Source organism: Flavobacterium cellulosilyticum (assembly GCF_004349355.1).
GTDB classification, from domain to species: domain Bacteria; phylum Bacteroidota; class Bacteroidia; order Flavobacteriales; family Flavobacteriaceae; genus Flavobacterium; species Flavobacterium cellulosilyticum.
This window is the reverse complement of record NZ_SMFK01000002.1, coordinates 213,959-231,871: the sequence shown is the minus strand read 5'-3', so window position 1 is coordinate 231,871 and position 17,913 is coordinate 213,959. Positions and strand designations below refer to the sequence as shown.

Annotated in this window: 22 protein-coding genes; 8 read left to right on the top strand and 14 right to left on the bottom strand. The window is 35.4% G+C overall.

The window, feature by feature from the left end:
• Positions 1-12: 12 nt before the first annotated feature.
• From E0F76_RS05005 to E0F76_RS04980, 6 genes are all read left to right on the top strand, one after another.
• On the top strand, positions 13-573 hold the full coding sequence (locus tag E0F76_RS05005; protein ID WP_132002226.1) for a conjugal transfer protein TraO: 561 nt from the start codon (positions 13-15) through the stop codon (positions 571-573).
• A gap of 11 nt (positions 574-584) precedes the next feature.
• Positions 585-1,034: a DUF3872 domain-containing protein gene (locus tag E0F76_RS05000; RefSeq protein ID WP_132002223.1), complete on the top strand. Its 450-nt coding sequence runs from the start codon at positions 585-587 to the stop codon at positions 1,032-1,034.
• A 109-nt stretch (positions 1,035-1,143) separates the two neighbouring features.
• Positions 1,144-1,437 carry a molybdenum ABC transporter permease gene (locus tag E0F76_RS04995; protein ID WP_132002220.1) on the top strand — a complete coding sequence of 98 codons (294 nt, stop codon included), beginning with the start codon at positions 1,144-1,146 and terminating at the stop codon, positions 1,435-1,437.
• 177 nt (positions 1,438-1,614) lie between these two features.
• Positions 1,615-1,926: a helix-turn-helix domain-containing protein gene (locus E0F76_RS04990; protein ID WP_132002217.1), complete on the top strand. Its 312-nt coding sequence runs from the start codon at positions 1,615-1,617 to the stop codon at positions 1,924-1,926.
• Positions 1,907-2,203, top strand: coding sequence for a helix-turn-helix domain-containing protein (locus E0F76_RS04985; protein WP_072938828.1), 297 nt, complete (start codon positions 1,907-1,909; stop codon positions 2,201-2,203). Before E0F76_RS04990 ends, E0F76_RS04985 begins: the two co-directional genes overlap by 20 nt.
• Positions 2,204-2,485: 282 nt before the next feature.
• Positions 2,486-2,935, top strand: a complete 450-nt coding sequence (locus E0F76_RS04980) for a response regulator (protein WP_132002214.1) — start codon at positions 2,486-2,488, stop codon at positions 2,933-2,935.
• Here the strand turns inward: E0F76_RS04980 and E0F76_RS04975 are convergent.
• The 12 genes from E0F76_RS04975 to E0F76_RS04920 form a co-directional block, all read right to left on the bottom strand.
• Positions 2,932-3,912, bottom strand: coding sequence for a bacteriophage abortive infection AbiH family protein (locus E0F76_RS04975; RefSeq protein WP_072938834.1), 981 nt, complete (start codon positions 3,910-3,912; stop codon positions 2,932-2,934). The genes E0F76_RS04980 and E0F76_RS04975 overlap by 4 nt on opposite strands.
• Before the next feature lie 30 nt (positions 3,913-3,942).
• A complete protein-coding gene (locus tag E0F76_RS04970; RefSeq protein ID WP_072938837.1) occupies positions 3,943-4,518 on the bottom strand; it encodes a hypothetical protein in 576 nt (191 codons plus the stop codon).
• Positions 4,519-5,670: a HEPN-associated N-terminal domain-containing protein gene (locus E0F76_RS04965; RefSeq protein ID WP_072938841.1), complete on the bottom strand. Its 1,152-nt coding sequence runs from the start codon at positions 5,668-5,670 to the stop codon at positions 4,519-4,521.
• Between the two features lie 332 nt (positions 5,671-6,002).
• Positions 6,003-6,809, bottom strand: coding sequence for a PRTRC system ThiF family protein (locus tag E0F76_RS04960; protein ID WP_072938844.1), 807 nt, complete (start codon positions 6,807-6,809; stop codon positions 6,003-6,005).
• The gene (locus E0F76_RS04955; protein ID WP_132002211.1) at positions 6,809-7,528 is read right to left on the bottom strand and encodes a PRTRC system protein B; all 720 of its coding nucleotides are present in this window, start codon (positions 7,526-7,528) and stop codon (positions 6,809-6,811) included. Before E0F76_RS04955 ends, E0F76_RS04960 begins: the two co-directional genes overlap by 1 nt.
• Positions 7,525-8,718 carry a hypothetical protein gene (locus E0F76_RS04950; protein WP_132002208.1) on the bottom strand — a complete coding sequence of 398 codons (1,194 nt, stop codon included), beginning with the start codon at positions 8,716-8,718 and terminating at the stop codon, positions 7,525-7,527. Before E0F76_RS04950 ends, E0F76_RS04955 begins: the two co-directional genes overlap by 4 nt.
• A 17-nt stretch (positions 8,719-8,735) precedes the next feature.
• On the bottom strand, positions 8,736-8,954 hold the full coding sequence (locus E0F76_RS04945; protein ID WP_072362451.1) for a PRTRC system protein C: 219 nt from the start codon (positions 8,952-8,954) through the stop codon (positions 8,736-8,738).
• Between the two features lie 18 nt (positions 8,955-8,972).
• The gene (locus E0F76_RS04940) at positions 8,973-9,581 is read right to left on the bottom strand and encodes a PRTRC system protein E (RefSeq protein WP_132002205.1); all 609 of its coding nucleotides are present in this window, start codon (positions 9,579-9,581) and stop codon (positions 8,973-8,975) included.
• A 4-nt stretch (positions 9,582-9,585) separates the two neighbouring features.
• Positions 9,586-9,789, bottom strand: coding sequence for a hypothetical protein (locus tag E0F76_RS04935; protein WP_132002202.1), 204 nt, complete (start codon positions 9,787-9,789; stop codon positions 9,586-9,588).
• 53 nt (positions 9,790-9,842) lie between these two features.
• Positions 9,843-10,916: a DUF932 domain-containing protein gene (locus tag E0F76_RS04930; protein ID WP_132002199.1), complete on the bottom strand. Its 1,074-nt coding sequence runs from the start codon at positions 10,914-10,916 to the stop codon at positions 9,843-9,845.
• A gap of 44 nt (positions 10,917-10,960) precedes the next feature.
• On the bottom strand, positions 10,961-11,353 hold the full coding sequence (locus E0F76_RS04925) for a single-stranded DNA-binding protein (protein WP_132002196.1): 393 nt from the start codon (positions 11,351-11,353) through the stop codon (positions 10,961-10,963).
• 691 nt (positions 11,354-12,044) lie between these two features.
• A complete protein-coding gene (locus E0F76_RS04920) occupies positions 12,045-13,310 on the bottom strand; it encodes a site-specific integrase (protein ID WP_132002193.1) in 1,266 nt (421 codons plus the stop codon).
• A 385-nt stretch (positions 13,311-13,695) separates the two neighbouring features.
• Here E0F76_RS04920 and lysA point away from each other — a divergent pair, with 385 nt between their 5' ends.
• Both lysA and E0F76_RS04910 read left to right on the top strand, forming a co-directional pair.
• The gene (gene lysA / locus E0F76_RS04915) at positions 13,696-14,916 is read left to right on the top strand and encodes a diaminopimelate decarboxylase (RefSeq protein WP_132002190.1); all 1,221 of its coding nucleotides are present in this window, start codon (positions 13,696-13,698) and stop codon (positions 14,914-14,916) included.
• A gap of 225 nt (positions 14,917-15,141) precedes the next feature.
• A complete protein-coding gene (locus E0F76_RS04910; protein WP_246021984.1) occupies positions 15,142-15,411 on the top strand; it encodes a hypothetical protein in 270 nt (89 codons plus the stop codon).
• Between the two features lie 347 nt (positions 15,412-15,758).
• On the opposite strand, the gene pafA is transcribed toward E0F76_RS04910, so the two are convergent.
• Together pafA and E0F76_RS04895 are read right to left on the bottom strand one after the other, a co-directional pair.
• Positions 15,759-17,375 carry an alkaline phosphatase PafA gene (gene pafA / locus E0F76_RS04900; protein WP_132002187.1) on the bottom strand — a complete coding sequence of 539 codons (1,617 nt, stop codon included), beginning with the start codon at positions 17,373-17,375 and terminating at the stop codon, positions 15,759-15,761.
• A 100-nt stretch (positions 17,376-17,475) separates the two neighbouring features.
• Positions 17,476-17,889, bottom strand: a complete 414-nt coding sequence (locus E0F76_RS04895; protein ID WP_132002184.1) for a hypothetical protein — start codon at positions 17,887-17,889, stop codon at positions 17,476-17,478.
• Positions 17,890-17,913 lie beyond the last annotated feature (24 nt).

Below are 17,913 nucleotides of genomic sequence, written 5' to 3'. Positions count from 1 at the left end.
TAAAGTAATTATATGAAAAAGTATATCTATACCGTGATGTTCCTCTTTTTGTCCATCACGATTGCACAGGCACAACGAATGTTACCCAAACAGAAAGGATTGGAAGTAAGTACAGGTGTGTTGTCCGATGATAAAATCGGAAACGATTATTACATCAGTGTTGCGATGACCGTAAACGGTAAAAATGGCAATTACCAACTTTGGGCGTTGGAATACACGCACCAATACCAAAATTATAAAGACCTCCGCATACCACAGGAAACCTATACTGCCGAGGGCGGTTACAGTTTCTTTCTGTTGGGTGATGCCCGTAAGAACATCACGTTAAACTTTGGAATAACAGGCGTATTAGGTTACGAAAGTATCAACCAGGGCGAAACAATGTTGTATGACGGGGCAAAAATATTGAGCGAGGATAACTTCATCTACGGAGCTGGCGGACGGTTCACTTTTGAAACGTACCTGTCCGACCGATTTGTGTTAGTCCTGCAAGGACGTACAAAGGTCTTATGGGGTACGGATTTGGAACAATTCCGACCGTCAGCAGGTGTTGGATTAAGGTTTAATTTTTAAAAATAGAAACAATGATAGCAATATTCAATAAATTCAGAATAGGATTACTGCCGATATATGTATTCTTGACAATCCTCACAGCTTCGGTTACATTGGTATCTTGTACCAAAGATGATGAACTCGAAATACAAAACGATTTTCCTTTCGAGGTAAACATAATGCCTGTACCTACAGCTATTGCCAATGGGCAGACGGTAGAAATACGCATTACTATACAACGAACAGGGAATTACAGCAACACGCAATATTTTCTCCGTTACTTCCAATTTGACGGACAAGGTACATTGCGGTATTATGACGAACCGCCGTACCTGCCGAATGATTTATACCCGTTGCCTGTGGAGCAGTTCCGGTTATATTATACTTCGGCTTCTTCCGTATCACAATCCTTTGAGGTTTGGATTTCGGACAGCTTCGGGAACGAGAAACAATTGAGCTTTAAGTTCAATAGTAGTGATTAAAAGCAATTGTAAAAAAACAAAACCGACTACATTAGGTTGGTTTTTTGCTTTTCGGCTTTCGATATAGATGTTTTTGTTTAAATTTACTTGATTTATAATCTCAATAAGTATGGATGCGGTTACTTCTCAATTAGTGTTGGGTATTATTCCTCTTGTTACAGGGATAGGGCTTGTCTATTGGATAAGCCGTAGAAAATTTTACAGGCGTAATGCGGTTGGTGCAGAGGGGTTTTCGAGCTTTGAAGCATCTGTATTTACCCGTTTTATAGAACGTATCGGTAAATGGGTTGCTTACGCTTTGATTATCATCGGTATTCTTTTTATTTGGTCATATACACAAATGAAAAAAGACAAGGAGAAAGAACAACAGGAAATAAAAACAGAACAACCTGTCCCACGCTGACACATATTCTTCTGATAATTTAAAACAAAATCGGATAGCCCAAAAGGTTATCCGATTTTTTATTTGTGACAAAAGTAAACTGCCAAATACTGCCTTTCAAAGCCAACGGGTACAACATTTTCGAACCTTGTAATAAGCCTTTATAAATTCGACTTCCACAGAAAAATGGAGCAAGCTATGGAAGTTATCGCAATACAAAAATCCGTATTGGACGGAATGAAAAATGAGTTGAAGGAACTTTTGGAACTGACCGAAAATGCCACTCGGAAATATACCTCGATTTTCAAAGAAGAGAAATGGCTGGATAACCAGGAAGTGTGTCTGATGATGAATATTACCAAACGTACTTTACAGACCTATAAAGACAAAGGTTTATTGCCTTATTCCAAACTGAACCGCAAGAATTATTATAAACTCTCGGACGTACAGGCTTTGCTCGAAGCTGGACAACCATACAACACCAATGACAATGGATTTACTGACGAATGAAGCCGAAGAAATCATTGAACAACAGCAGATGATAATGCAGTTGAGAAGCCGTATCGAAGAAATATTAAAGAATTACCGTCCTGTAATGAATGGAGAAATATACTTCTCTGGTCAGGAGGTATGTGAGTTGCTACACATTAGTAAGCGTACTTTACAACAATACAGGGATGATAAAATACTTCCTTATATCCAGATAGGCGGTAAGATTATTTTCAAGCAATCAGATATACTCTTAGTACTTGAGCAAAATTACATAAACAAAGCTAAATGCTTATAAAAGTTCTTTATTCAATCGTTGAAGTCTGATTGTGTATCATTAGAGAGTTTAGTATCTTTGTAGCAATATATAGAAAAATCTTAAAGTGTTTTTACTTTAAGTCCCACATTGAAAACTGGTAATTTTTAAGACAACGGGACAAATAAGGAGGAACGCTCATGCCATTGGCGTGGGCGCTCACTTATTCGTTGTCGGGCGTACCAGTGCCTCAATGTTCGGTAAGTGTAGTTGCCTGCGTCTTCTTTTTTGTGCAGGGCTAAATCAACTCAAAAAAGGTATGATATGAAAACTGGTACAGCACAACAAAAAAAAAACCTAGCCTTTATCAATGATAAAAGCCCGATTTTGGATTTGACTTGCAACAACCTCGTTGCTTCAGGAATTGAAGTATTGTTTCGTTCAGAAAACATTAAAGACGGACTATCTCAATTATCCACTTTAAAGACACTTCCCCAAGTGTGTGTTATTGATCTCGATTTTTATGATAAGAATATATTGGCACAGCTTCAAGAATTGAGGACACAATACCCAACAATAAAACTGATTGCCCATAGTGATATTGATACCGAAAAAGTTGTAAACCCTCTTTTGGAAATTGGTTTTGCAAGTTATCTGCTCATTGGTAGCGATGCAGATGATTTTAAAAAAGCCATTGAAATTGTTATCAATGGCAGACGATATTTTAGTATGGGAGTAGCGGAAATTGCTAAAGAATATTTTCACAACAACTAAGGTTGCCTTTTTAAATCTGTAATTTTTATTTGAATAATATTAGTGTCATTTATTCCGAGTTGTAGCAATGTTTCTTTGTGTATTTGCTTTTCAAGCTCACTGTAATATGAAACACTCCAAATTACATTTTCGTTTAGTTTTGCTTTCAATATTTCAAAATATTTTAAATCAACTTCTGATATAGAATGTCCCAAAACAATAACTTTTTCGACTTCCGTAATACTTGTAAAAAAGTCAATATTGTTTTCTATAATTGAGGCTGTATTTTTAAATGCCGTTGTGTAATAAGATAGTATTTCTTGCTTGGCGCTTTCATAAGAGTAATCATATTCATCAGCTTTTTGTTCTCGCCATTCGTAAAATTCTTCTTCGCTTAAACCTTGTGGCGGTTCTTCTTCTTTCTCAATAAAATTTGACGGGTCGGTTCCGTGTCCTAAAATTAGCATACAATTGTCTGCATCGGCTCTGTTATGAATATAAGTTATTCGTTCCTCGGGAACACCGTAGCTTTCCTGTAATGTTTCAGTATAATTGAAATTTAAAAAATGGCTATCGTCTTCCAATTCAATTAGCGTATCATCAGGAATGTTTTCGTATTCGACTTCGAGGATGAACCTATTAAAATCGCTAATTAGATTGGTGGTTAAATCTTTGATGATTAGTTCCATCTCTATCTGATAACTATGCCAATCTCTATCTCGAAAATCTTCAGCTCCAGGGCGAGCAATTAAATCAGAATTATCGTCCAATACTGTTAAGTAATCTAAATCAGCTAATGCTTGCTCAAATCTTGACCATAAAGCATATTCTTCATCTGTCAATTCGGGATTTGTAATATCAGGAAGTCCATAATAATTTAATAAAAGGTCATAAACCTCACTGTTATTTTCAGCCAAGTAGTTCGCAAAACTTTGATATCTTGTGTCTAATTTATGATGGATGTCAAATCCATTACCGATAATGTATAATATTTTCATTAATTCAGTTGTTTAATCTATTTTATAAGGTTACAAACCACTACGTTTTCCAAATATTGGACTTAGTTTGTCCCAAAATTGCTGTTCAAGAATTTCGACAATGAAACGCTCTACCATTTCTTCACTTTCTGAAATGACTTCGTATGCTGAAATTTTCAAATCGTATTCCAAACAATTGTCCCACTTGCATAAATGCAAACTATAAACCCGAGTTCCCTCTGTGCCAAGATGGTTTTTAATTCTTGTTTTGAAATCTGTCGTTGAGCTTCCAACATATAATATATCTGATGATGTTTTATTGTATCTGGATAGATTAACACGGTCTTTATTTTTTATTTTTAGCTTATTTGATGAATGGTAATCTTCAAAATATTCAATCAATGTGCTTATAGTTTTTGTGGACTGAACTTGAAATATATAAATAAGCGGATTATTGCTTTTCGGAACTTTATATAAGTGTTTTTTTATGGTTGCTCTATCTCTAAATTCTGAGGAATGAAAAGAGATTTCGCAGAATGGTTTAACCGTAATTCTTGAGATTTGGTCAGCTGTATTCAACGCAAACTTCTCTGATTGCTTTACAATGTCTTTTGTGTCAATTTTCATTTAATTTATTTTCTTTCGTTTTAAAGTGTTCAATTTCACTTTTTCTTTACTTAATTCGTCATCCCAGAAAAAAACTGCCGACTTATGATTTCTATTTTGCGAAGAGGGATAAATAACTCCCGATATTTTATTCTTTCTGTTTTTATTAAATGGATACCTTAGAAATTCTGTTACAACTTGTGTTGGAACGTATTCGGTATGCTCTTTTCCATCCTTAGTAATTTGTTGAGTTATATCCCTTACAAATGAATAAAGAAATAAAACTAAGTAATATTTTTTCTTATCCTTAATTTCAAAAATACTAGGGATTTTTGGAAGCTTATTAAAATCAACAACGAACTGATTTTCTAAAGTTTCAAATTCTGCAATGGTAATATATTTTTTGTACTTATCCTCTCTACTTATTGTTTCTAAAATTGCTGTATCAATATCAAAAGCAGAATAAAACATAGATATTCCTGAAGGGCTAAACCTATTTGGATAGATTGCTCTTTTATTAGGGGGAGCAGAAATTTCCTCAAAATCAGTAATTTTTGTTTTGAAGTCGTGTTGTCGACAACGATAAAGTTTTGTTCCTGCAGGGATTACCTTTAGTATGTTTAGTTTCGATATCAGTTTGCCAACCTCTTGTAATATATGAAAAGCCTTAGATTGGTCACTATCTCCAGATGAAAAAAGATAACGAGACGTATGTTTAATGATTTCTTTGAAGTATTTCCATTGAAATTCTAAGTCATCTTTAATATTGTCGTAATACAAGTCTGGTTGAGCCCAAGCAATATCTTCAATTGAGTTAACAATGTCTTCTATAACTTCAAATGGTTCAGCATTTAACTCTATATGTTCTTGGATGAGTTCGTCAGGATTATAGATTTCTCCAAGATAACCTCCTTCTCTTGAATTGTAACTCATAAAATTGGCAGCATCTTCGTAGAAGTTTGAAATGCCATCCATAATAAATTCCATTAAACCTTCAAACTCTACAACTTTTAATTCCTTCCCACAATAATCACAATAACCATCTTCATAATTTTGTCTAATGAAGCGATTAATGCTTTTGTCATCAAAATGCTTGATACAAATATGTTTATCTGGAATGTTGCTTAAATTTCTACTTTCTAATTCTAGCCATCTTTGTTTAACTCCTCCCATTTGTCTTATATTGGAGAACAAATTTAACTAAATTAAAATGATGATTTAACGTGTATTAAATCAAAATTCAACATCAATAGAGCGACGTTCTTTTGCTTCTTTTCTTTGGTCGCAGTTTGGAAAGAAAAGATGTCAATTCAAAACTAAAAAAGGGATACTGAATATCCCACGAAAATATCTCGCAACCTGTTTGGAAAAATAGGGAAATGAAAGAATGAAATGAAAGATTTTTAACAAAGTGGTTGCACCTTTTTAAATGCAAAAATGCGTTTCCGACCGTAGTTAGGAATTGCATTTTTGCCGCCCGTCCTGATAGAGTAATCGGGGTCAGGTCAGGCGACTTTTATCGGGTGGGTGCGAAAATCTTTCAGATTGTGAAAAAATCCTTTGTATTCGGTCATTCCTCTGCGGAATAAATTCCACAATAAGGAACAACCCATTTGTGCCAATGATGAATTGATAAACAAATCTTGGTGTTCCAATGCTTCGGCAAGTGAGCAACTTGGCGTGTTGTCCTCTTGTTCGGATTGCTTCAGCAATTCGCCAAATTCATCGGTAACAAATGGCAGACTTGCCACCGTTTCGTATTTCTCTGAATGAGGTTGCTTTATGGCTCCAATAGTAGATAGTATTACTTGCCCCGTATCTTGACTGTTTCCAAAGTCTAACCAATATTTTGGTTCGTCTTGGTAGTGTCTGCGGTAGCTTATTTCTTTAAGAATTTCAGCAACGCCGAACCTCGCCTGTACATTGTCCACACAAGTAATGGTAATAGTAGCCCTTGCTTTTTCGGGTAGTCTGCCAAAGTTGTCCTTTTCAAATTTTACCGTTTCGGCTTTCCAATTTGTACCTGCCCAACGGTTGCAACGATTGATTAAAGCAACGGATTTGTATAATCCTGTTTCACTTTCTGCAAAACGCTGTCTGCCTAAATTGGCGGTGGTAATACTGTCATCGTCCCAAAGGCGAACTTGCAACCCTGAGTGTCCTAACGCTATTAAGCTCTCGTTTATTTCCATTAAAGCGGTCAATACCTTTGAGCCTGTACCACCTGCTCCGATAAGGTTTACCGAAATCGGGTTGGTAGGATTGAGTAAATAATTGTCCGTAAAATGGACTGCTGTTTTTGTAGTATTCATCACAATAGATTTTTAAGGGTTTTATTATTCTTTTTCAATACCTCTTTAGGAAAGGGTTTATCTGTATTGATTAGGTCTTTCCAAAGGGTTACAATATTTTTTCTTGTCACGTTTTCGCATAATGAATGGCTGAAATAGGAATTGAAAAAATAATGTTTCCACGCCTGTATAAATTCTTCAACCGAAGCCGAATTTTTAATATCAATACTAACAGTACCCATACATACATTGCCCTTTTCGTAAATATTGAAGAAAGGTGCGTAATGCAATAGCGTTTTCTCGGTTGGTCTTCTGTCGTTTGCCAAAGCAAATACTGAAAGGCTGTTTTTGTTGGCAAACCAAAGCATTGGTGGTACTTGTGCTTTTCCGTTAGGTATGCCCAAACCGTTTACAAAATATAGTTTCCTTTGCTGTGCTTTGGTGTACCAGAGTACCGTACCCTTTTCGCTTGGATTGATATGCAGAATGTTAGTCGGTAAAATTCCCTTTGGCTTTAAAAAGGCTGTGCTTTTTTCTTCATCGGTCTGTAAAGCCTTTGCCAATATGTTGGCTTCTTTTACTGTCAATGGGTGGGCATTTATAGGCGTTCCGTTGCTATCCATATCAAAATGCTCCACATACATATCGGTTTCTGTTCCTGCGGTTTCATAGAAAACCAAAGCGGATTTTGGATGGTACAATGTTCCGAAATTCTCGGCTATGTTATTTACGTTGTTCATTTTTCTGTTGTTTTATAGTCATATAGCAACCCACATAAATCCTTCAATAAAGCAAACAAACGGTTCTCAAAATCAAGATTGGTTGCTGTTATTTCGCTTCCGTCAAATTGTTTGCTAATGGTTGGTTCTTCCATTGCCCCATACTCGTTAAACTCGTTGTTGATGTTATCCGAAAGGCTTTCATACAGCCAACCTTTGGTATCGGCAATAAAAGATATATACTTTTCCATTCCGATAGTTTCGTTTTCATCATCATCATCATCATCATCATCATCATCATCATCATTATAAGGGTCTTGTTCGGGTCTTGGTGCATTTCTGAAAATAGTTGCGTTCGGATATTCTGTATAAAGGGCAAACGCATTGCAAGCCACCTGCCAACACTCCCTGTCGAAAGTATCACGGCTTTTAAATCGGTTCAAACGCTGTTCAAATACCTTTAGATTGATACGGTTAAATAGTTTCTGTTCTATCTTATCGCCAATATATTCTGCATTTCTTAACTCCCTTTTGTATGTTTCGGATTCATCCGTTTCATCGTCCTGTTCTATCCAGTCTTTTTGCATTTCATATAGCCAATACAAATAGCTGTCTTCCTGTCTGTAATAGGGTACATCGGCAATATGGTACAAATAACTGCATACCGATATAAGTAGCTGTGCGGTCTTTTTACGCTTTGAGTCTTTGAGCATTTGAAACAATGGCATAATGGGAATATAATACAAGGTTGTACCCACATTGTACCTTTCCTCGCTTACAAAAAATGTTTTCTTACTATCCTGTACCAATTTGAAACTATCCCAATTAATATGGGTGCGTTTTACTTTGGTTTCCATATCCCACATAGACAATACTACATTGTATGGAAAACCAAAATCTTTGGTTTGCATTGGTTCAATGCTGTAATGCTCGGCAAGTTTGGAAAGGGACTTGTAAAAATCCCTCTCCGTTTTCTGACAAGCCTGTACGGATTGTGCCGTTTTCAGTTTAGGCAGAAACGTACACTTTAGAATACCATTGGTAGCATTGCTATTGGTACGGATTTCTGCTTGTCTTTCTGCACTTGGTTTGCGTCCTTTGGTCTTTGTAGCCAATTTGCGAACTCGCCCAACTGTCGGTGTAACTGCCGTTGTCGTTTCTGTTCGGGTATGCTGATAACTCCCGATATAATGTTGCGTTGCATAATTCATCGTTTTACTATTTTGGTTTAACCTTTCGTACCCATTACGCTCTCAAATTTGTACTCTACTGCATCATCTTTGATTTGCGGTGCAGATACTTTTGCAGTAGTCAAAATAGGGTACAAATTGGCGTAAAAATTCATTACTGCCTCCACGCTCCAACGTGGTTCGGGGTCGGTCAATCTGATGTCCTGTCCTTTATCTTTGAGTATAAAAACTCGTTCTAATTGCGTTGCTAATAACATAGTTCTCGTTTTTAAGTGTTAATACTGTTCTTTTTCGTCCGTTTCATCAATGGGGTAATCGGTAGTAACTTCTTCCGCTTGTGGCAGTTCGGGTGTTGCTTCTTCCATTGCTCCAAAAAGGCTTGGCGTTCCAAACTTGTCAGATAATGATGTTTTGCGTTTGCGTATCTCGTCCGCTTTTTCAGGGAACTCCGTCATATCGGGAACTTTTATCCACGCTTCACGGAACTTACTCTCTTTTTCGAGTTCGTCAGCCTTTGCCATTCCGTCTTTAAACTTCTTGTCTTTGGCTTCCTGTTCTTTCTTTTGCTTGTCGGCTTTTTCTTTTTCCATAGCCGATTGACGTTTGACTTCTTCCAATTGTTTTAGGTATTTTTCCATATCGACCATTAAGCCCGATACCTTTTGAATAGGTGCGGTTATCTGCTCAAAAAATCCCTCGTCAAACTCCTGCGGTGTGGCGTTGAATGTCAATGGAGGAATACCGTTTTTGGCATTATCTCCGCATTGTTCGTTGTTGAGCATTACCGTTACTATTAGGTTGCTTTCTATTCCTTTTGAAATGTTCAGTTGCAATACTCCTGTAAAGTCCAACTGCTGTATCTGATTGAAAAAATTTGTGTTCATTGTTCTATAATTTTAATGTGTTTGATAATTGTTCTTTAATTGCTGTCAGTTTCTCGTACATATCCGACCAATAGGCATTTTGTCTTTTGTCGAACTCCGAAAAATTCTTGTCTTCGTGGCGGTATTCCTTGTACCTCCTTGCTATTTTTATTGCTTCTTTTAAATCTGTTATCTCTATTGGACAACCGTTTAAATCGTTTACTTTCATATCCCTTGTTTATATTAAGCTACCACCATTTAAGGCGGTAGCCTGTGAGTTCTTTAATTAAGATTTAGAATTTCTGCTCCGTCCAAAGCAAATACCGTACATAGGTCAAATGCTTTTTGTGATTTGAGTTGGGCAGTACCACCCAATACGATGCTTTGCAATTTGGCTTCGTCATTTTTGTAATTTCTTACGTTCTGATAGTAGCCTGTAACAGCGTTGTACGCTCCGAACAATGTGCCTTTTGTCGTGTCCATTTGTTGCGTGTCGCTTATCATTGCATAAGCAAATGCGTCCTCAACGGTATTTTTGAACACGGTTGAAATTTCATCTTCCGCACCTTTTTTGATTAAATCCAAAGTTTCTTTATTCGGGCAAAGTGCCAATTGGATGAGTTTTTTTACTTCTCTGTCTGTTACTTTTACCTTTGCCCACTCATTGAAAATTCCCTCTAATTGATTGCTCAATGTATCGGCAAGTCCCATAATCTTGTGAGCGTTCTCGATACGCTGTTTTGCACCCGAAGTGTGTTTGATACGGACTACATTTGTCATACTGCGTAACGAAGCGTTAAGGGTGTTTTGACAAACGATACGAATAGGCGTAAATGCGGCTGTGATACTTCCGCTACCATCGTGCGAAGTAGTCAGGAAAATGTACTTTTCCGTTACATCATCGCCATTGCCTACACGAATATAGTCGGGCAATTTCGCAGTGATAAATATGCGTTCTCCGTTGCCCAATGCTCCTGCGGTTTCATAGAGAATACCCTCGCCACCACCTACAATAGCATCGAAGAAATTAAAGGCTTCACGATTTTGTACAATGTGGTAATCTCTACCCACTACGCCCAATACTGCATTGTTATCGGTACGGATGTTGGCGAAATAGTTAGGTACTTCCAATTCGTTACTGCCTATTTCTATGCCGTTAGCCGTTTCGATAATGCCCGAACCTTTGGTAAATAATGGGGATTTTACGACTTCGTAATCTAACCCTGCATATTTGATAGCTTCCTCGCTTGTTGGGTATTGCTCCACGATTTGCCCCAAACCGTGCCACGCTTTTTGCTGTACGCTAAAGAATGAATAATGTCCTGTTCTCTCGTTGAAATTGATATTATGTGCCATAATGCTTAAAATTTTGATGTTAAAAAATGATTGAATACTAGTTGTTAGAATGGGAGGTCGTCCGCTGTTTCCTGTGCTGTAACCTTGTTGTTTTTGGTTTGTGCAGAAGCCTGTACGGTTTCGGCTTTCCTGCTACCTCCGTGCAGTTTGATTTGTGAGGTATGGAAATTCAGTCCTGCTCTTGGCTCTCCGTCATTACCTGTCCACGCTCTCGTGCTTATTCTTCCCGATAATTCTACCAATGTGCCTTTTGTGAGTAGCTTGGCTACTTTCGAGGTTATCCAATAGGAGCAGTCGAAATAGGTTGTTTGTTCTATGCGTTCGCCCGATTTGTTTTTGTAGCTGTCATTGATGGCTACTGAAAAATTTACTACTTGTTTGTCCTGTGAGGTTGTGCGTACTTCCGCATCCCTTGTCAATCTTCCTGTGATGTTCATGATTTTCGATTTTTACGTTATTGAATTTCTGTTTGATTTTTTTTGCCTTGATTTTTTTTGCCTTAATTTATTCGGCAATGAGAGGAGGTGCTGAAGTTTCGTTTCACTTTTTTTGCCATTTTCAATGCTGTATTTTTTCATTTCTGACATTTTTTTTATTCGTCTAAAGAGCCGGAGTATGCTTTGTTTCGTTTCACGAGCATAAAAGGTTCGTGTTTAGCAGAAACAAGGTTTTGTCAAAAAAATACGACCCGAATGGGTGGAGATTATTTTGCAAACCCGGAGGGCAAGACCTTGTTTCTGCGTTAAGAACACGGAAATACCTTTGCTCTTGAAATGGGACAAAACAGCATACCGGCTTCTTGAATAAAACTTATGTGGAAGCCAATGGAAAAGGCATTTAGGGAATGGTCTATGTGGTTACAAAACCTGCATCCTTTCAGGAGAATTTCTAAACAACTATTGTTTTTGGTGGTGGCTAGGGAAGCCACTGAAAGGGTATTTAAAAAATATCATCAAGCAATAGTGGCGGGATATTTTTTCAATATGCTTTATCAAGTATCCAATCAAAGCTCTTTTATGAGCAGCGGGATTTGCGTTGGGAAAATAAATGTGCTTTGAGGATTAAGTATGGGCATAAAAAAAGCAGGATGGTTAAATCCTGCTTCAATCTGTATGTAAAGAATAAATTTCAAACAATAATTTCGTTTTCCATTTCAATAAATGCTGCTTCCATACCAGAGAATTTATGAGATACCAGATCCATATCCTTACTTATCTTTTGGCTGGTAATCTTAGCATAAATCTGTGTCGTAGAAATATTTTTGTGCCCCATCATTTTACTGAGGCTTTCCAATGGGACACCCTCTGTTAAAAACATCGTTCCAAATGTATGCCTTGCTGTGTGAAAGGTCACTTTTTGTTCTGTAACAATCTTTAATTCCTGAATAAGCTTGTCTATATGACTGTTACAAATTTTGTTTGTAGGAACGGGGAAAATAGAATCATTTCTGGTAGTACCTTTATATTTTTCAATAATTCGTTTGGGTATTTCCATAAGTCTTACATTAGAAGCAACATCAGATTTTTGTCTTCGGCTTATAATCCAATCGTGACCATCAAAAAAGGATTGTATATTAGTCCTTTTAAGTTGTTTAATATCGATATAAGATAACCCTGTGAAACAGCTGAATACAAAAAGATCCTTTACAAGTTCATACTGTTGTTTTGAAGGATTGTGTAATAAAAGGGATTCTACGTGTTCTTTAAGTAGATAACTACGGTCATTTTCTTTCATAGAGATTTCATAATCTTCAAAAGGATTTATCCTGATAAGACTATTCTTGACAGCTATTTCTGCAACACGATAGAGTGGCATCGTATATACCCAAACAGTATTATGTTTGCATTCTTTGTCTATTCTAAGGAAGAAATCAAATTCCCTAATAAAATCACAGGTCAATTCCCGAAACGCCATATCATCACGATGATACCTGCTTTTTATAAATTCTGCGACGTGGTTATACACAATTTTGTATTTGTAGTAGGTGCTTTTGGAGCGTTCTCCTTTATCCACCATTTTTCCAAAATCCTCATTGTTCTTTTTAAATACTTTCAGTAAGGAATCGTCCATAACACCAACACCGAGAAATGCGAGTTTTAGCTTTTCTGCCGTGACAAAACCCTCCTGTTTCAGCATATCTTCATAAATAGTGTCGATACGTCCCCGTATGTTATCCAATTTTTGGTTAATGCTCAATGCTTTGACACTTTTGCCCTCAACTCTTCCATACTTTAAATCCCAATTATTGGAGTTAATTTCTAACTTTGTTCCCAAAGTCTTAGCTGCTCCATCAATGGTAATGCGTGCCATAATGGGAGCGTTACCGTTCTTTTTCGGTTCATTCTTTTTCAGATAGAAAAGCAGTTTGAACGTAGATTTTTTCGTCTGTTCCATAACTCAAATGTTTAATGTTTAAAATTAAATTACTTTGAGTTACAAGGGAATATGAAAAAGAGTGCAAAACACTGAAATATAATTAGTTAAACTCTATAGTTACCTTTATCAATCGGTAACGAATTAGTAACCTAACTTTGTGTTTTCACGACCAAAACGTATCAGACACCGAGTTCCAAACTAAGACTACTCTTTTAGAAAGCATTGTATAGCAACGGTTTTAATCGTTTTGCTTACTTTTGCTTTTTACTAATCTTTTTTATTTAAAAAATTCAACAATATAGTATAATTGTTTATATACAAACAAATTGTTATAATTTGTGATTAATAACTTTTAACTTGTAAGTATGAATAAAGAATAATAAATTTGTAAAAAAATATTACAATGCAAGCGAAAGATTTAGTACAATTAGCAGAACAATTTGGAAGTCCATTATATGTATATGATGCGGCAAAAATCCAATCCCAATATAAAAGATTAACCAACGCATTTTCTAAAGTAGATAAATTGCGTATCAATTATGCTATGAAGGCATTGTCGAATGTTGCTATTCTCCAATTGTTGAGAGAATGCGGTTCGTGTTTAGACGCAGTTTCTATCCAAGAAGTTCAATTAGGACTTCACGCTGGATATGCACCAGATCAAATATTCTTCACTCCAAATGGTGTTTCTCTCGAAGAGATCGAAGAAGTATCTGCTATGGGAGTTCAAATCAACATTGACAATTTATCAATATTGGAACAATTTGGCGCTAAACATCCAAATGTACCTGTTTGTATCCGTATCAATCCACACGTAATGGCTGGCGGAAACGCTAATATTTCTGTTGGTCACATTGACAGTAAATTTGGTATTTCAGTACATCAATTACCCCATTTAGTACGTATTGTTGAAAATACAAAAATGCATATTGTGGGTATCCACATGCATACAGGTTCAGATATCCTAGACATTGAAGTATTTTTATATGCAGCAGAAATATTATTTGATGCTGCTAGAAGCTTCAAGGAACTAGAATTTTTAGACTTTGGTAGCGGTTTTAAAGTACCGTACAAAAAAGACGATATTGAAACCGATATTGAAGAATTAGGTAGAAAATTATCAAAAAGATTTAATGCATTCTGTAAAGAATACGGAAAGGATTTGACCTTAATTTTCGAGCCAGGTAAATTCTTGGTAAGTGAAGCAGGGCATTTCTTGGCAAAAGTAAACGTAGTTAAACAAACTACATCTACAGTATTTGCCGGAATTGACAGTGGTTTCAATCACTTGATTCGACCTATGTTTTATGGATCTCAACATTGCATCGAAAACATTTCGAACCCAAAAGGAAAAGAACGCTTCTATTCAGTAGTAGGATATATTTGCGAAACGGATACTTTTGCTAACAATCGTAGAATTTCAGAAATCAAAGAAAGTGATGTCCTTTGTTTTAAAAATGCTGGAGCCTATTGTTTCTCTATGGCATCGAATTATAATTCTCGCTACAAGCCAGCCGAAGTATTATGGTTAAACGGAGAAGGTCATTTAATACGTGCTCAAGAATCTTTTGAAGATTTGCTTAAAAATCAAATTCCATTGCCAGTTACAGCAACTGTTTCATAAACTTAAAAATCCCATTTCAATGAAAAATGAAATGGGATTTTTTTTGAATGAAATTTAAATATATTTTATTTCGCAGTTCACTTTGTGAAAATAATTTAATTCTTCGGTATGCTATTGCTCGTGATCAATTTTGCACTATCCAACAGGAGATAGTTACTTGCATATCTGAACATCGTGTTTGTCAAATAAAAATAGCACATAAAAAAATTTACTTTTTGATTATCTTTGTATAAGTATATAAGTTTACGCAACTTAAAACATAAAATTATTCAACCAATCAATATCACAGCTTACACCGAAGATCCTTCACAAATTGAAGCCGTTAAAGCTTTCTTGAAAAGTCTAAAAATAAAATTCGAAATCGCTGCAAACAAACCTTTTACATTATCTTCTGAACAACAAAAAATATTAGATAATCAATTGAATTCCGACAAATCTCAATATTCCAATGCAGCAACGCTTTATTCCGACTTAAAAAAGAAGTATGAATTATAAGATTATTGTATCTCCAATTGCTTACAAAAACATTGAAGATGCTCTTGAATATTATATTTACAAAGCCAGTAAAAAAGTGCTCTTGAATTTTTGAAAGAATACAGAAAAATATATAAAGCTTTACAAACAAACCCTTATTACCAGGTTCACGATAATAATTATAGATTTTTACCTTTTGGTAAATTTCCTTACATCGCCTTTTTTATTGTTGATGAACCTAGCAAAACTGTGTTTCTAAATGCTGTGTTTCATACTTCACAGGATCCTGACAAATATCCTATTATTTAAAAAAAGGCAGTCGGAAAATTATTTTAGACTGCGCCCAAAAATTTAGACAAATTTACAACTTATTTCCCTCCCAAAACTTCTTCTAACACATTAGCATCTGTTCCGTTTGTAAAAGGAATTTTTAACATTTGTGAAAGCGTAGGTGCGATTTGAGTAATCACTTTTTTGCTAAACGACTCCCCTTGTTTTACATGCCATCCGTAAAACAATAAAGGGACATGAGTATCATAACTGTATGCCGTTCCGTGAGAAGTTCCCGTTGTGCCATATTCGATAAAACCAGGTTTGTCCAAGATAATTAAATCGCCATCTTGTGTTGGATCGTAGCCATTGGCAATGAAATTAAGATAATAATCATTTCCGGTTGAGCTCAGAATTTCTTCCTCAGTATATACCCTTTTCACCTGATTTTGTGTCAATAAAAAGTCTTTGAAAGATTGCTTTACTTTTGCTAATTCTAATCCTTTGGTTTTGATTATTTCTTTGTTGAAGAATATATTAAAATTAGAATAATTCAAAACTAAATCTTCACCAAAAGTGTCATTTGAAAATTTACTTAATGTTTTTCTAATTTCCCTAGGTTCTACATTCGTTACATTGTATTTATTGTCTTTTAAATATGTTGCATTTTCTGCACCAGCATGATCAGCTGTTAAAAAAAGCAAGTAATTGTCTTTACCCACAGTTTTATCTAAGTAAGTTAAAAAATCTGCGATAGTTTGATCCAATCGCAAATAAGTGTCCTGTAATTCTATTGATCGTGGCCCTAGCGTATGACCAACATAATCAGTAGATGAAAAACTAACCGTTAAAAAATCAGTTATTTCGTCTTTACCTAATTCTTCTTTTTCAATAGCTTTTTTGGCAAATTCAGCTAAAATATCATTTCCAAAAGGAGTCGCCCGTATTATACTCGCTCCATTTTTATCAAACATTTTTTTAAGATTATACGGAAAAACTGGTTTTTCTCCATTGAGCATTCCTTCATAAGGATTATCATCGGCAAGACTTTCGTTATATGTAGAAGCAGGTTTCAATAAATCCCATCCTTTATTAATATAAGGAATATATCGCTTCTCTTGATTGAATTCCGTAACCCAATTTGGCAAAACTGAACCATAAAAAGTACTAGAAATAAAAGAACCTGTATTACTGAACCAAAAAGCCCAATTGGCAAAATGACCTGCAGGCAAAATTGCACCTCGATCTTTCAGACTCATCCCAATTACTTTTCCTTTAAAGTTGGTTGCCAAACGTAATTCGTCAGTAATAGTGGTGCTTTGTAGATTTTTAGGAGACATCTCCCCTTCTTTTGATGTACCATCTCCAACTGTTTTTACAGAAGCATCATCTGTACAATACATTTCTTTTCCCAACTTTCTGCTAAACCACTCATTTCCTACAATTCCATGAGTTGATGGAGTCGTCCCTGTATATATTGAGGCATGTCCTGGACCTGTATAAGTTGGAGTATAATTAAAATGCATGTTTTGGAAAGTATAGCCTTTATCCATTATTCTTTTGAAACCATTTGGAGAAAAATCATCTGAAAAACGGTATAAATATTCCATTTTCATTTGATCAACCACAATTCCTACAACTAGCTTGGGACGTTGTTGTTGCGCATGAATAGTGTTAATCAAAACAAATAGCAACAACAGAAAGAACTTTTTCATAATACGTTTTTTATAAAAACAAAAATAAGTATTAAATTTTATAAACTAAATTAAGGTAGTATAAAAGGGGTAAAATTAATACAAACTTAACTTACAACAATTATTTGAAATTAAAAATATTATAGAGAATAATTGCATTATCATAATTGATATAAAGTTGTTTTCTATTGCCTTGGTTTTTTCTCGTAATTATAGATAGTGTACAGTTCTCACCATTATTGTCTTTACATGTAAAAGAATAAACACTATCTGTTTCGTTTTCTTCTAGTGGAATATAATCTATGATTTCGAATAATTGAATTGCTTCAGAGTAAACAATAATTCGGCTTTTATCAGTATCTAGTTTTACCAAAATATTCACTAACTTTAATTCTGACCATTTACCCCATTTACCATTTTGATCTTTTTGTAAAACACTTAATCCAGATGTTTTGAAATTATAAGTTTGACTATAGGATGGTTGAAAACCAATTCCCAGAAAAATCAATACTATGATTATTTTTATTCTTGACATTCTTTTAAATATTAGTGTGATGTT

Bases quoted from the DNA above. Each gene is read 5' to 3' on its own strand.
- E0F76_RS05005 (WP_132002226.1), top strand. From the start codon at position 13: ATGAAAAAGTATATCTATACCGTGATGTTCCTCTTTTTGTCCATCACG.
- E0F76_RS05000 (WP_132002223.1), top strand. From the start codon at position 585: ATGATAGCAATATTCAATAAATTCAGAATAGGATTACTGCCGATATAT.
- E0F76_RS04995 (WP_132002220.1), top strand. From the start codon at position 1,144: ATGGATGCGGTTACTTCTCAATTAGTGTTGGGTATTATTCCTCTTGTT.
- E0F76_RS04990 (WP_132002217.1), top strand. From the start codon at position 1,615: ATGGAAGTTATCGCAATACAAAAATCCGTATTGGACGGAATGAAAAAT.
- E0F76_RS04985 (WP_072938828.1), top strand. From the start codon at position 1,907: ATGGATTTACTGACGAATGAAGCCGAAGAAATCATTGAACAACAGCAG.
- E0F76_RS04980 (WP_132002214.1), top strand. From the start codon at position 2,486: ATGAAAACTGGTACAGCACAACAAAAAAAAAACCTAGCCTTTATCAAT.
- E0F76_RS04975 (WP_072938834.1), bottom strand. From the start codon at position 3,912: ATGAAAATATTATACATTATCGGTAATGGATTTGACATCCATCATAAA.
- E0F76_RS04970 (WP_072938837.1), bottom strand. From the start codon at position 4,518: ATGAAAATTGACACAAAAGACATTGTAAAGCAATCAGAGAAGTTTGCG.
- E0F76_RS04965 (WP_072938841.1), bottom strand. From the start codon at position 5,670: ATGGGAGGAGTTAAACAAAGATGGCTAGAATTAGAAAGTAGAAATTTA.
- E0F76_RS04960 (WP_072938844.1), bottom strand. From the start codon at position 6,809: ATGAATACTACAAAAACAGCAGTCCATTTTACGGACAATTATTTACTC.
- E0F76_RS04955 (WP_132002211.1), bottom strand. From the start codon at position 7,528: ATGAACAACGTAAATAACATAGCCGAGAATTTCGGAACATTGTACCAT.
- E0F76_RS04950 (WP_132002208.1), bottom strand. From the start codon at position 8,718: ATGAATTATGCAACGCAACATTATATCGGGAGTTATCAGCATACCCGA.
- E0F76_RS04945 (WP_072362451.1), bottom strand. From the start codon at position 8,954: ATGTTATTAGCAACGCAATTAGAACGAGTTTTTATACTCAAAGATAAA.
- E0F76_RS04940 (WP_132002205.1), bottom strand. From the start codon at position 9,581: ATGAACACAAATTTTTTCAATCAGATACAGCAGTTGGACTTTACAGGA.
- E0F76_RS04935 (WP_132002202.1), bottom strand. From the start codon at position 9,789: ATGAAAGTAAACGATTTAAACGGTTGTCCAATAGAGATAACAGATTTA.
- E0F76_RS04930 (WP_132002199.1), bottom strand. From the start codon at position 10,916: ATGGCACATAATATCAATTTCAACGAGAGAACAGGACATTATTCATTC.
- E0F76_RS04925 (WP_132002196.1), bottom strand. From the start codon at position 11,353: ATGAACATCACAGGAAGATTGACAAGGGATGCGGAAGTACGCACAACC.
- E0F76_RS04920 (WP_132002193.1), bottom strand. From the start codon at position 13,310: ATGGAACAGACGAAAAAATCTACGTTCAAACTGCTTTTCTATCTGAAA.
- lysA (WP_132002190.1), top strand. From the start codon at position 13,696: ATGCAAGCGAAAGATTTAGTACAATTAGCAGAACAATTTGGAAGTCCA.
- pafA (WP_132002187.1), bottom strand. From the start codon at position 17,375: ATGAAAAAGTTCTTTCTGTTGTTGCTATTTGTTTTGATTAACACTATT.
- E0F76_RS04895 (WP_132002184.1), bottom strand. From the start codon at position 17,889: ATGTCAAGAATAAAAATAATCATAGTATTGATTTTTCTGGGAATTGGT.